This is a genomic window from Flavobacterium sp. 90 (assembly GCF_004339525.1).
Taxonomy (GTDB): Bacteria; Bacteroidota; Bacteroidia; order Flavobacteriales; family Flavobacteriaceae; genus Flavobacterium.
On the sequence record NZ_SMGE01000001.1, the window covers coordinates 4192476 to 4205790 of the forward strand.

At 31.9% G+C, this 13315-nt stretch carries 9 protein-coding genes and 1 other RNA gene; 6 read left to right on the top strand and 4 right to left on the bottom strand.

The window, feature by feature from the left end; translation table 11 throughout:
- Window positions 1-172: 172 nt before the first annotated feature.
- The 3 genes from aroC to C8C83_RS17665 all read left to right on the top strand — a co-directional run bounded on the left by aroC (window position 173) and on the right by C8C83_RS17665 (window position 5334).
- A complete protein-coding gene (aroC, locus tag C8C83_RS17655) occupies window positions 173-1231 on the top strand; it encodes a chorismate synthase (RefSeq protein WP_056249796.1) in 1059 nt (352 codons plus the stop codon).
- A 53-nt stretch (window positions 1232-1284) separates the two neighbouring features.
- Window positions 1285-2571 (top strand): dicarboxylate/amino acid:cation symporter, encoded by a 1287-nt coding sequence (locus C8C83_RS17660; protein WP_121329713.1) that lies wholly within the window; start codon window positions 1285-1287, stop codon window positions 2569-2571.
- 618 nt (window positions 2572-3189) lie between these two features.
- Window positions 3190-5334: a response regulator gene (locus C8C83_RS17665; protein ID WP_233566118.1), complete on the top strand. Its 2145-nt coding sequence runs from the start codon at window positions 3190-3192 to the stop codon at window positions 5332-5334.
- 111 nt (window positions 5335-5445) lie between these two features.
- On the opposite strand, the gene C8C83_RS17670 is transcribed toward C8C83_RS17665, so the two are convergent.
- Both C8C83_RS17670 and C8C83_RS17675 read right to left on the bottom strand, forming a co-directional pair.
- Entirely contained in the window at window positions 5446-6696 is a 1251-nt protein-coding gene (locus C8C83_RS17670; protein ID WP_099708647.1) for a DEAD/DEAH box helicase, read from the bottom strand.
- A 133-nt stretch (window positions 6697-6829) separates the two neighbouring features.
- Complete coding sequence (locus C8C83_RS17675; protein WP_121329715.1) at window positions 6830-7867, bottom strand: formimidoylglutamase; 1038 nt, start codon at window positions 7865-7867, stop codon at window positions 6830-6832.
- A 96-nt stretch (window positions 7868-7963) separates the two neighbouring features.
- Between C8C83_RS17675 and C8C83_RS17680 the strand changes: the two genes are divergently transcribed.
- Window positions 7964-8842, top strand: a complete 879-nt coding sequence (locus C8C83_RS17680; RefSeq protein ID WP_121329716.1) for a hypothetical protein — start codon at window positions 7964-7966, stop codon at window positions 8840-8842.
- Window positions 8843-9450: 608 nt separating this feature from the next.
- Here C8C83_RS17680 and hutI read toward each other — a convergent pair.
- Both hutI and C8C83_RS17690 read right to left on the bottom strand, forming a co-directional pair.
- Window positions 9451-10686 (bottom strand): imidazolonepropionase, encoded by a 1236-nt coding sequence (gene hutI / locus C8C83_RS17685; protein ID WP_121329717.1) that lies wholly within the window; start codon window positions 10684-10686, stop codon window positions 9451-9453.
- Between the two features lie 105 nt (window positions 10687-10791).
- On the bottom strand, window positions 10792-11844 hold the full coding sequence (locus tag C8C83_RS17690; protein ID WP_121329718.1) for a glutaminyl-peptide cyclotransferase: 1053 nt from the start codon (window positions 11842-11844) through the stop codon (window positions 10792-10794).
- An 88-nt stretch (window positions 11845-11932) separates the two neighbouring features.
- Here C8C83_RS17690 and ffs point away from each other — a divergent pair.
- Together ffs and C8C83_RS17700 are read left to right on the top strand one after the other, a co-directional pair.
- An RNA gene (gene ffs / locus C8C83_RS17695) (signal recognition particle sRNA small type) lies at window positions 11933-12030 on the top strand.
- Window positions 12031-12378: 348 nt separating this feature from the next.
- Window positions 12379-13182: an SDR family oxidoreductase gene (locus C8C83_RS17700; RefSeq protein ID WP_121329720.1), complete on the top strand. Its 804-nt coding sequence runs from the start codon at window positions 12379-12381 to the stop codon at window positions 13180-13182.
- Window positions 13183-13315 lie beyond the last annotated feature (133 nt).

Consider the following 13315-nt stretch of genomic DNA (forward strand, 5'->3'; position numbering starts at 1 on the left):
GTTTAGCAAATAAAAGAAACTCTAGCTGGATTTATTTTATCAAAAGGTTATCAATTTGGCGACAATTTTAACAAATTGTGATTTTTAATCTGGTTCGCCTTTATATAATAATACTAAGTTTAAATTTTTTAATTTAATTCATAAAACTTACATTTGCTCAAAACTAAATACAATGGCAGGAAATAGCTACGGCACCCTATATAAAGTTACTACATTTGGTGAATCTCATGGTGAAGCTTTAGGAGGAATTATTGATGGATGTCCATCAGGAATAGAACTAGATCTGGAAGCAATTGAAGTTGAAATGTCCAGAAGAAAACCAGGACAATCGGCAATTGTAACACAACGTAAAGAACCGGATGCAGTTCAGTTTTTATCTGGTATTTTTGAAGGTAAAACTACCGGAACACCAATTGGTTTTATTATCCCGAATACCAATCAAAAATCAGATGATTATTCACATATAAAAGATAATTACAGACCAAGTCACGCTGATTATGTATACGACCAAAAATATGGTTTTCGTGATTATCGCGGTGGCGGAAGAAGTTCTGCAAGAGAAACTGCAAGTAGAGTAGTAGCCGGTGCAATTGCAAAACAAATGTTGCCGGAGATTAAAATTAATGCTTACGTTTCTTCAGTTGGTCCAATTCATTTGGATACTCCATACCAAGATTTAGATTTTTCGAAAATAGAAAGTAATCCTGTTCGTTGTCCTGATGAAAAATCGGCGGCAATTATGGAAGAATATATTCGTGATATTCGTAAACAAGGAGATACTGTTGGCGGAATCGTTTCTTGTGTAATTCAAAATGTTCCGGTTGGTTTAGGCGAGCCTGTTTTTGATAAATTACATGCTGAGTTAGGAAAAGCAATGCTTTCTATTAATGCCGTAAAAGGTTTTGAATACGGAAGCGGATTTTCTGGTTCTGAAATGAAAGGAAGTGAACACAACGATTTATACAATCCTGACGGAACTACAAAAACAAATCTTTCAGGAGGAATTCAAGGTGGAATAAGTAACGGAATGGATATCTATTTTAGAGTAGCTTTCAAACCAGTTGCGACTATCATGCAAACTCAGGATTCATTAGATAATAAAGGAAATATTACACCAATGACCGGTAAAGGACGTCATGATCCGTGTGTTGTACCTCGCGCAGTGCCAATTGTTGAAGCAATGGCAGCGATTGTTTTGGCTGATTTTTATTTAATCAACAAAACATATTAATAAAAATTAAGACAGTGAGGGTCTTAATATTTTAATTCTAAATAAATAAATTAATGCAAGTTACAGAAACCAAAAAGAAATCATTTTTTTCAGGATTAACAGGGCAAATTATAATTGCAATGGTACTTGGAGCGGCTTTGGGAATCATTATTCATAATTCAATTTCGCAAGAAGCGGCAGTATCGTTTAGTAATAAAATAAAAATGCTTGCGACCATTTTTATCCGATTGGTGCAAATGATTATTGCTCCTTTAGTTTTTACAACTCTTGTAGTTGGAATTGCAAAATTGGGAGATATTAAAACCGTTGGAAGAATTGGAGGAAAAGCACTTGGTTGGTTTTTTACAGCTTCTTTTATATCCTTATTAATTGGATTGTTTTATGTGAATCTTTTAGAGCCGGGAGTAGGTTTGAAATTGGATCACGTTGATATGGCGGCAGCTACAGAAGTTACTGCTAAAACAAAAGTCTTGTCTGTTGAGAATTTCGTAGAGCATATTGTTCCTAAAAGTATTTTTGAAGCAATGGCAACCAATGAAATTTTGCAAATCGTAATATTTTCTATCTTTTTTGGATTAGCAGCGGCTTCATTAGGAAACACTGTAAAACCAATTATAAATGCTTTTGATAAAGCATCACATATCGTTTTAAAAATGGTGAATTATGTAATGAACTTTGCTCCAATTGGAGTTTTTGGTGCCATTGCAGGAGTATTTGCTATTAGAGATGCAGAAGAATTATTAATTACATATTTTAAATTCTTCGGATCATTTTTAGTCGGAATCAGTACCTTATGGGTTGTTTTGATTGCTGTAGGTTATATTTTCTTAAAAGGAAGAATGACAGAGTTATTAAGACGTATTGTTGGACCACTGGCAATTGCTTTTGGAACAACAAGTAGTGAAGCTGTTTTTCCTAAATTAACAGAAGAATTAGAAGATTTTGGGGTTAAAAATAAAATTGTAGCATTCATGTTACCGCTTGGATATTCATTTAACCTTGACGGGAGTATGATGTACATGACTTTTGCCAGTATCTTTATCGCTCAGTTTTATGGCGTTCATTTAGATTTAGGAACTCAAATGGCTATGCTTTTGGTTTTAATGTTAACCAGTAAAGGTATTGCAGGTGTCCCAAGAGCGAGTTTAGTAATCGTTGCAGCAACTTGTGGGATGTTTAAAATTCCTGTCGAAGGAATTGCGTTAATCTTACCAATTGATCACTTCTGTGATATGTTTAGAAGTGCTACAAACGTTTTAGGAAATGCTTTGGCAACATCTGTTGTTGGACAATGGGAAGATGGTAAAGAAGGAAACTTAGAATTAGAGGAAGAGAATTAATTTTACTTTCTTAATAAATAATAAAAAAACCGTAACAGACTTTAGTGTGTTACGGTTTTGTTTTTAATAATAATTTGCAGTTTTGAGAATATTTCAAACTACAAACTTATGCAGTAATTATGCTACTTTTCCTTTTCTTCCTTCGTCTTCTGGAACATCACCACCTTGAATTGTTTTTTGTTGTGCCTTAGTTAATTTTTCTACTTCAGTAAATTTTAAAAAGTTTTCTAACATAATTTTTGTTTTTAATGCACCAATCTTCTAAAACACTTGGGGCTTGTGTCGTAAATTTTGTTAAAGATAAAATTATTTTTTATTTAAAGTGTTAAAATTTATGTGTTTTCAAGGTTAATTCGTCTTTTTACTGTTTTTATGTTTTTTCGAGGAATTTTGCTTATAATCTTGATTTATCCAATGTCTTTTGGCTTTTTGACAGAGTTTCATTTTTAAGAGGAAAGTACAAGTTCTTTTTTTTGTAAAACATTCTGAGTAAATGATTAAACAAAAAAGAACTTTGTAAAAATCAAGCTGTTTTTTTTTGTCTTAATAATGTATATTTGAATAAATATTCCCCAAATTATGTTTCGATTTCGAATCTTTTTATCGTGTTTCATGTTGATGAATTTATTTTCATTTAATTTATGGGCACAGAATAATTTGTCAACAGAAAAAATCGATAAACTTATATTAGAAGCACTTTCGAACTATAGAGAGTCAAATTACGAAAAATCATTAATTATTTCAAGGGTTGCGCTTAATCAATCAACAATTGCTAAAAATGATTATTTTATTGCCCGATCTTACAATATAATCGGTGCCAATTATAATGATTTGGTAGAATATGATAAAGCAATTTTTTTTTATAAAAAAAGCCTTTTATATGCTGATAAAGCCAAAAATGATGGCTTTAAGAATATGCTATATAATAATCTGGGTAATATATATTGCTTTGAAAAGAAACAATACAAACAAGGAATCTATTTTTATAAAAAATCCATCGAACTAAGTGCTAAGATCAAAGATTTGAGCCAAATATATTTTACAAATGTCAATCTCGCGTGGGCTTATTTTGATATTGGTAATTTCGAAAAAGGATATCCCTATTTAAGTTTTGTAAACAAACACCAGAAGGAAGTTGGAGATGATGATACCGTTATAATCATTAATATGTTAAACGGTATGTATTGCGGCTACAAAGATGACGATGCTAAAGCTCGTGATTATTTTGAGAAAGCTATAAAGTTTGGGAATGAGCATGTAGAAAAATTAGATTTGTCATATGCGCATTTAGAGTATTCAAAATTTTTGACTAAAAATGAAGATTTTAAGGAAGCCTATGCCAATTTATCTGCCTATAATAAAATAACGGAACAAATCTATAATGATGAAAAGGTTAAGAAAGCTTCTATTGCAGGTTTTAATCTTGAATTGGATGAGTACAAAAGGCAAATTGATAAAATCGAAAACGAAAAAATAACGCAATATCAAAGTTTAAAAAAATCCAGAATTATTGTTATTCTGTTTATCGTTATTTCTTTTATTTTACTTTTATTAATTGTCACTTTAATAAAAAACATCAGATTTAAGAAAAGGCACAATTTAGAGCTTTTAAAGGCAAAAGAAATTGCAGAAGAGGCTTCGATGCTTAAAACACAATTTATTTCGACTATAAGCCACGAATTGCGTACTCCGTTGTATGGAGTAGTGGGTATAACTAACATGCTTTTGGAAGAACATAAAGAATTGTCGCAAAGTCAGCATTTAAGTGCTTTGAAATTTTCGGCCAGATATTTATTGTCTTTAGTAAATGATATTCTTCAAATCAATAAAATAGAAGAGAACAAAGTCGTTCTGGAGAGTTTGACATTTAATATTTCGGATGAAATTACAATGATAAAAAACTCCTTGTCCTTTTTATCTCAAAAAAACAATAACAAAATTAATGTATCTATAGACCCGGATATTCCTGAATATTTGATTGGAGATAAGTTGAGATTGGCCCAGATTATAATGAATTTAGTAAGTAATGGACTGAAATTTACTAAAGATGGTGAAGTAGAAATCATTGTAAATCTTGACGGAATAGAAGGTAAAATGTATTTTCTGGATTTTCTAATTAGGGATAATGGCGTTGGAATTGCAGCAATTGATCAGGGAAAAATTTTCGAAAAGTTTGTTCAGGTAGGAAGAAAAGATGAAGATTATCAAGGAACCGGTTTAGGACTAAGTATTGTAAAACGATTGTTAGGGCTTTTTGGAAGTACAATAACACTGGAAAGCGATATTGGCGAAGGAACTTCTTTTTCATTTATGATTCCGTTTGAATATGATCCTCAAAAAACGAAAACTATTATCGAAGAAATCGAAGTTGATTTAACTTCAAACGAAATTTATAAGATATTAATTGTTGAAGATAATCTTATTAATCAATTGGTTACTAAGAAAATAATTGAGAAAAATAACTACATCTGTAATGTTGTAGATGATGGTTTTTCGGCACTTAAAATCTTAGAAAATGAAACGTTTGATCTGATCTTAATGGATATAAATATGCCATTAATGAATGGATTTGAAACTACTAAAAGGATTCGTTTGCAGGGTATAATAACGCCTGTTGTAGCGCTTACTGCTTTTGATAAAGATGAAATTGCAGAAGAAGCGATTTCGTCAGGAATAAACGATATTATTATAAAACCATTTGAACCGGTTAAGTTATTTAAAATTATAAATTACTTAATAAACGAAGCAAAAAACGGTTGTTAAGATGTAAAGAAGTATGAAAAAAAACACGAATTTCACGAATTAGCCTAATTGAAATTAGCGTAAATTGGTGAAATTCGTGTTCAATATTGATTTAATATTTAAACGCTCAGTTTAATACCAGCGTTTTTTATTTTGTTTAGAAGCGTTTGATTTCCTTGATTTATGAGCACCACCGCTTCGGTTTGAATTTTTAGGTTTTTCAGCCGATGCTTCAGGGCTTCCGGAATGCCATGGATAAGGATGATCTGTAATTGTTTTTACATCAACTTTTATCAATTTTTGAATGTCTTTCCAGTAAGGTTGTTCGTCTTTACTACAAAAAGAGATTGCAATTCCTCCGTTTCCTGCACGTCCTGTACGTCCAATTCTATGAACATAAGTTTCAGGAATATTAGGTAAATCAAAGTTAATTACAAATGGTAATTGGTCAATATCAATACCTCTCGCTGCAATATCGGTTGCTACAAGAACACCAACTTCTTTATTTTTGAAAGCATCTAAAACGCGTTGTCTTGCATTTTGAGATTTGTCTCCGTGAATTGCTTCAGCAGGAATATCTTTTTTACGAAGTGCTTTTACAACATTATCTGCACCATGTTTAGTTCTCGAAAAAACCAAAACATTCGATAAATCTTCGTTTTTTATTAAATGATATAATAAATTTCTTTTCTCTGTTTTTTCAACAAAATAAACACGTTGTTCAACATTTTCGGCAGTAGATGATACCGGAGAAACTTCAACTTTTGCAGGATCTTTCAGGAACATTTCTGCCAATTCACGAATTGCAATTGGCATTGTAGCTGAAAATAATAGCGTTTGACGGTTTTTAGGAGTTAGTTTTACGATCTTTTTTACATCGTTTATAAAACCCATATCCAGCATTTGATCTGCTTCATCTAAAACCAAAGTGTGTAAATGATCCAGATCAAGAAAACCCTGTTTTTGTAAATCAAGTAATCTTCCCGGAGTTGCAACCAGAATATCAACACCTTGTTTTAAGGTATCTACTTGCGGGTTTTGCGAAACACCTCCAAAAATCGTTAATTGTGTTAAGTTGGTATATTTTGCATAAGTGTCAAAACTTTGACCAATTTGCACCGCTAATTCACGTGTTGGAGTTACTATAAGAGCACGAATTACTTTGGCTTTTTTAGAAGAACCAACAATTCGGTGTAATTGATGTATGATTGGAATGGCAAAAGCGGCCGTTTTTCCTGTACCTGTTTGTGCGCAACCGATTAAATCTCGTCCAGCCAAAACAATCGGAATTGATTGTTCCTGAATAGGAGTAGGATTTAAGTAGCCTTCTTCAAATACGGCTTTTTGTATACTTTTTGAAAGTGATAAATCTTCGAATAACATATCTTAGGTATTAAGAATTTAGTTTTAAGTACTAAAATTCTGTGCAAAGATAGGTTTATTCAATCAAACCTTGATTTGAAACTTACTTTATTTGGTAAATGACCTGATTTTTAGGGGATAATATTCTCAGTTTTTATTCTTTTTCATTATTGGCTTTAATGAAATCCGTTACTAAATAACCAATTAATTTTCCAATTAAATTGTTGTTCGGAGAATCTGCTAAATCTGGTGCACCTTCGCAAATATGCAAATAAGTAGCATTTCTATGTGATCCGAAAAAGGAAATAAATTGTCTTAATTCTTCTACCGAAAATCCGCTAATTGTCATCGCGCTGCTCGCAATGTTTGGAATTGCATCCAAATCAATTTCAATTCCAAAAGAATCAGTTCTGATAAATTCTAAAGCCAAAGCCATTTCTCTGTCAAAATCTTTTTCTTTACGAATATTTACGCTGTCATAAGTATTGTAGCGAACACGATCTTCTAGTTTTTTGATGATATCTAAGACGCTTTTTGAAGTGTAATTTTCGTGTAAACCGAAGATGAAGTATTTTTTTAGGAAACCTTCTTCATAAGCATAAGAAAAACCGTTTCCGCTGTGACGTCCTTCTAAAATTCTAAAATCAGAATGGGCATCAAAATTAATCGCATTGATTGGTTTTCCTTTGGCTAAAGCCGAACCTTTTATGTTTCCGTAGGCGTTATTGTGGCCTCCGCCGATGATAATTGGAGTTTTTCCTGCTTTTACAATGGTGAAAATAATATGAGAAACTTCTTTATCTATTTTTTCTACTAACTGACTTAGTTTTGATCGATCGTCGATATCATTGAAATCAAGATTTTCGACATCACGCATTTCTTCCAGTACATTAATTTGTCCTAAAACAATAATCTGACTGCCTTTTGAAAAACGATTGTGCTGAATATTAGCAATACTTTTAATGGCGCTTTCCCATGCAGAAGCCGCTCCGGGTCTACCGAAGTTAGCGCGCACACCGATGTCTTCCGGGATTCCCAAAAGCACATATTTAGCTTCACTTTCTTTAAGGAAAGTAAGTTTGTCGACTCCTTTGGGAATGACAATCATTTTCTCTCCAAATTTTATTTCACCACTTCTATGATTTGTGACTTTTGCTAAATCATTTACAGTAAAAGGAATTAGTTTCTCCATTAAAAAAAAATATTTTCCAAAAATAATATAATTGTAACAACTTACGTTATTAAGATATATTAATTCTTAAATTTGTTTTAAAGAAAATTATTAAATATGGAAAACCCAAAGAACAACAACTCAAGTCTAAAGGCGATAATCGCAGTTTTAGCAGTCCTACTAATTGGTAGCTTAGTGTATATTTTTAAACTGTCTTCTGATACAGAGGTGGTTAAAACTGAACTTACAACATCTATGACAGAGAAAGAATCTGTTATGAAAGATTTGCAAGAATTAAAAGCAACTTACGATGCTGCAATTGCCGAAAACACTTCTATGTCTGACGAATTAATTCAGGAAAGAGATAAAGTGGTAGCTTTGATGGATGATTTGAATAAGTCAAAAGGTGATGTATCTAAATACAGATCACAAGTTCAGGCTATGCAAGGAAAAATGAAAACTCTTGTAGCTGAAAACGACGAATTGAAAAAACAAAATGGTGCTTTGACAGTTCAGAGAGATAGTACTATTACAGTTTTAGGTGAATCTAAAAAATATAATGAGGTATTAGTTGGTCAAAACGAAGAGCTTGCTAAGACAGTTGAAAAAGGCGCTAAATTATCAGTTTTAAATACAAAAACTGCTGCATACAAATTGAGAAGCTCAGGAAAACAAATCGAAACAGATAAAGCTAGTCGTGCTGATATCTTAAAAATTAGTTTTACTATTGCTGAAAATCAAATCGCTAAATCTGGAGATAAAACGTATTATGTACAAGTTATCGATGCTAAAAATAATGTTTTAGGCGAAAAGAAAACAGAAAACTTTGGTGATAATTCTTTAACTTATAGTTTTAAAACTACTGTGAAGTACGAAAACAAAACAGTAAATGTTAGTGAAGACTTACCAGGTAAAGATTTTGCTAAAGGAACGTACTTTATCAATGTTTATGATAATGACGAATTAGTTTCTAAAACAAGTTTTAACTTGAGATAAGAAACTACCTGAAATTAGAATACCACTAAAATATTAAAGGTCTGTGAAGTTTTTCACAGACCTTTTTTTATTCAATTAAAAATCACATTAATTGGGTGTCTATTTTCTTTTTTTAGTTTGTTGCTGTTCTAATTTTTTTTGAATTTTCTCTTGTTTTTTTGCTTTCAGATCTGTTGTTGGAGCTTTCTTAGCCATGATATTTTGTTTTTATTATTAAAAAATAGTTTAATCCTGATCCTATAATTTATTCGTAATAAATAAAAACTTTATAGCGAGTCACAACATTCAATCTAAATTGAAATTGTATTGTAAAAAAGTTTTATAGGATTTTATTAAGCACACTCGCGATGCTTAATAATTCGGGAAGATTTTTAATTTTAATAAAGAAGACAATGTTAAGATGTTCTTACAGTTATACATGTATGCATTGGTATTTGAAACGTTTTGTTTCAAACCAAATTTATCTATGTTTACTATTAGAACTAAATTTTTCATATCTAAAAATCTGATTTGTAAACATACTCCCTTATTTCGGAAGGAACTAATTTATGTAAGATTTTTATACTTATTTTAACGATTAAAAAATAATAATAAATTATCGCTTTACATTATATAATTTTTCCTTCTACAAAAACACTTTCGATTAAATTACTTCCAAATGCATATGGAATTTGGTAATAAGATGAAATAGGTTTTGTGAGGATTAAATTGGCTTTTTTACCTTTTGTAATACTTCCGTGAGTTTCTGAAATTCCCATTGCATATGCGCCATTAATAGTTGCGGCATTTATGGCTTCTTCGGGCGTCATTTTCATTTTAATACAAGCCGTTGCAACTACAAAATTCATATTTCCCGATGGAGTAGAACCAGGATTGAAATCTGTAGCCAATGCTAAAGGAAGTCCTGCTTTTATCATTTCGCGTGCTGGCGTATACGGAATACTTAAAAAGTAAGAACAAGACGGTAAAGCGACAGGCATCGTTTCAGAGTCTTTTAAGGCTTCAATGTCTTCAGGATTCATAATTTCAAGATGATCGACAGAAAGGGCTTTAAATTTAACTCCGGATTGTATTCCTCCAATAGAATTGAATTGATTTACGTGAATTTTTGGCTTTAAGCCGAATTCTATTCCTGCCTGCATAATTTGTTCTGTTTCTTCAACAGAAAAATATCCTGTTTCGCAAAATACATCAATGTATTCAGCTAATTTATTTTGAGCAATTTCAGGTAACATTTTAGTGATAATCTCCTCAATATAACCTGCTTTGTTTTCTTTGTAATGCAACGGAAAAGCATGCGCGCCAAGAAAAGTAGCTTTTATTGTAATTGGATAATTTTCAGATAGTTTTTTAATGACACGAAGCATTTTTATTTCGCCTTCGATTGTTAATCCATAACCGGATTTAATTTCGACAGCTCCCGTTCCTAAATGCATAACTTCTTCTAAACGAACTTTTGATTGCTCATAAATTTCTTCTTCTGAAGTTTCGTTAAGCTTTTTAGCTGAATTTAAAATTCCGCCACCGCGATTAGCAATTTCTTCATAGGTAAAACCATTGATTCTATCCACAAACTCTTGCTCACGATTACCGGCATAAACAATATGCGTGTGACTGTCGCACCAAGATGGAAGAATAATTTGTCCCGTTGCATCGATAGTTTTATCTGCTTTAATTTCCGGCAGATTCTCCATAGATCCAAAATCATGAATCAGATTATCTTTTAAAATTAAAAAAGCATTTTTTATCGTTGGAAGAATGGCCATTTCAGCACCTGAAACTTTAGAAATTGAAGTTTCACGAACCTGAAGCAATTCTTTTATGTTTGTTATAAGAGTTATCATGATATAGATTTAATGGTATAAAGGTGTTTTAAAAGACAAATTTCACAAATTATCACGGAATAATTCGTGAAATTTGTGAAATTCGTGTTTTTGAAGTTGTTTCGTTTATTCTGAAACTGTTATTTCAAACATTTTGCTCCAGTTTTTACCTGTTACAAATATAGTTTTGGTTTTAGGATTGTAAGCAATTCCGTTTAAAACGTCATCTTTAGTAATATCTGGCATAGCTTTGCGCAAGTCGGTCATATTCAAAATTCCTTCAACCGCACCAGAAGTTGGGTTAACAACTGCAATTGCATCTTTAAACCAAACGTTAGTATAGATTTTTCCGTTAATCCATTCTAATTCATTTATTGCTTTGATTTTTGAAGTTCCTGAGTAAACATTAATGTAATCAACCATTTTTTGAGTTGCAGGATCCATTTTCCAGATTTTCTCTGTTTTATCTGTTTGATAAATGTATTTACCGTCATTTGTCATTCCCCAACCTTCGATATCTTTATCATAAGCAAAGGTTTTTTCTAGTTTAAGAGTTTTGGCATCATAGATAAATCCGGTTTTATTTTGCCAGGTCAATTGAAATAACTTTCCGTTGATGAAGGTGATTCCTTCTCCAAAATATTTTTTATCAAGATCAATTTGTTTGAAAATTTTTCCTGTTTTATAATCGTATTTTCTTAGGTAAGAAGCTCCTTCCTGACCTGTACTTTCGTATAAAGTGTCATTGTGAAATTCTAATCCTTCAGTAAATGATTTTTTATCGTGAGGATAAGTATTGATCACTTTGTATTTTAATAGTTTTGGTTCAATGTTCGAAACCAACTCAACACGTTTAGTAGCGTCTGAAGAATTAGAACCAAAATAAACGGTAGCTTTTAAGTATTGATATCCTAATTTTTGATCTTTTAATTCAAATTTGAATTTTTCAGCACCTTTAGAACTACCCACTTTTTTGTCGTTAATAAAGTAAGCAACGCTGTCGATTTCTTTCGAATTTGGGTTCAAAATTCCGATAGAAATCGATTCTTGAGGCAAAAAATGAGCCGGAAAAGCAGAATCATCGATGTTAAACAAAGAATTTTCACCTTTTTTTGTATCTCCACATCCAATTAATGTGATTCCTAATAAAATGACAGTTAGGAAGTTATATTTTTTCATAGTTTAAATTTTGAATAAGCCAATATACGATGATATTTTTATAGCAACAAAGGTCTTGCAAAAATATAAAAAGATTGTATATTTGCACCGGCAAGTCCTACACGACCAGCTCCTGCAGACTCCCCCAGGATGGGAACATAGCAAGGGTACGTGGTTGAGCGGTGCGATGTAGGTCGCTTGCCATTTTTTTTTATTTTTATAGTCCCATTTATGGGATTTTTTTTTAGAATTAATTCAAAAGTAGTCTTCCTTATGGAGGATTTTTTTATTTTTGGAGCTGAGAAAAGTGCTGTCAGCTCTAAAATACGTGAAGAAAAAAAAATACCGCAAAGAACGCTAAGCTTTTTACTTTTAAGTTTTTATAAAAAAAAACGTAAAGTTCGCAAAGCTTTGTGTTGATTTAGCTTTGCGAACTTTGTGTTTTCTAAAGATACTTTAAGATAAAAAGCTTAGCGTTCTTTGCGTTAAAATTATTATCCGGTATAATTTAGTAGTGATTCCATTAACTTATAATATTTAACATCTAACCTACAAATGAGCAAAGTCGTTTTAATTACCGGAGGATCCTCAGGGATTGGAAAATCAATTGGAGAATTTTTACATAAAAAAGGTTTCGTAGTTTATGGAACCAGCAGAAATCCTGAAAAAGTATTGAATTCTATTTTTCCACTTGTGGCTTTGGATGTTCGAAATGTTGAATCTATAAAGTCTGCTGTGGCTAAAATTATTGCAACTTCAGGTAGATTAGATGTTGTGATTAATAATGCCGGAGTTGGAATTACTGGCCCGTTAGAAGAAATTCCGATGGAGGAAATTAAGAACAATTTTGAAACTAATTTTTTTGGTCCAATTGAGGTAATGAAAGCTGTTTTACCTCAGATGAGAGAACAAAAATCGGGTTTGATTATTAATATTACTTCGATTGCAGGTTATATGGGATTGCCATATCGTAGTGTTTATTCAGCTTCAAAAGGAGCTTTGGAATTAATTACGGAAGCTTTGCGTATGGAAGTAAAGTCTTTTGGAATTGAAATTACGAATGTTGCTCCGGGAGATTTCGCAACCAATATTGCTTCAGGACGTTATCATGCACCTGTTATTAAAGGTTCGGCTTATGAAAAAGTTTATCAAGACACGCTTGCTGCAATGAATGAGCATGTTGATGCAGGAAGTAATCCAAATGAAATGGCTGAATTTGTTTATAAGATCATGCAGGAGAAAAAACCGAATGTGCATTATAAAGTTGGTGCTTTTATGCAGAAATTCTCAATTGTTTTAAAACGTGCGCTTCCGGATAAAGTGTATGAAAAAATGCTGATGAATCATTATAAGTTGTAATTTTGCACCGGATTTGCGTGAAGGATTTAAGCTAATGTCATTAAGTTAAGCTTTTTTTAGATAATTATGACTAGAAAATCACGCAAAGTCGCAAAGCCGCCAAGTTTAAATACTTTCTTTGCGACTTCGCGCC

What these genes read in the sequence shown, in the direction of transcription:
- aroC (WP_056249796.1), top strand. Translation starts at nt 173, where the DNA reads ATGGCAGGAAATAGCTACGGCACCCTATATAAAGTTACTACATTTGGT.
- C8C83_RS17660 (WP_121329713.1), top strand. Translation starts at nt 1,285, where the DNA reads ATGCAAGTTACAGAAACCAAAAAGAAATCATTTTTTTCAGGATTAACA.
- C8C83_RS17665 (WP_233566118.1), top strand. Translation starts at nt 3,190, where the DNA reads ATGAATTTATTTTCATTTAATTTATGGGCACAGAATAATTTGTCAACA.
- C8C83_RS17670 (WP_099708647.1), bottom strand. Translation starts at nt 6,696, where the DNA reads ATGTTATTCGAAGATTTATCACTTTCAAAAAGTATACAAAAAGCCGTA.
- C8C83_RS17675 (WP_121329715.1), bottom strand. Translation starts at nt 7,867, where the DNA reads ATGGAGAAACTAATTCCTTTTACTGTAAATGATTTAGCAAAAGTCACA.
- C8C83_RS17680 (WP_121329716.1), top strand. Translation starts at nt 7,964, where the DNA reads ATGGAAAACCCAAAGAACAACAACTCAAGTCTAAAGGCGATAATCGCA.
- hutI (WP_121329717.1), bottom strand. Translation starts at nt 10,686, where the DNA reads ATGATAACTCTTATAACAAACATAAAAGAATTGCTTCAGGTTCGTGAA.
- C8C83_RS17690 (WP_121329718.1), bottom strand. Translation starts at nt 11,844, where the DNA reads ATGAAAAAATATAACTTCCTAACTGTCATTTTATTAGGAATCACATTA.
- C8C83_RS17700 (WP_121329720.1), top strand. Translation starts at nt 12,379, where the DNA reads ATGAGCAAAGTCGTTTTAATTACCGGAGGATCCTCAGGGATTGGAAAA.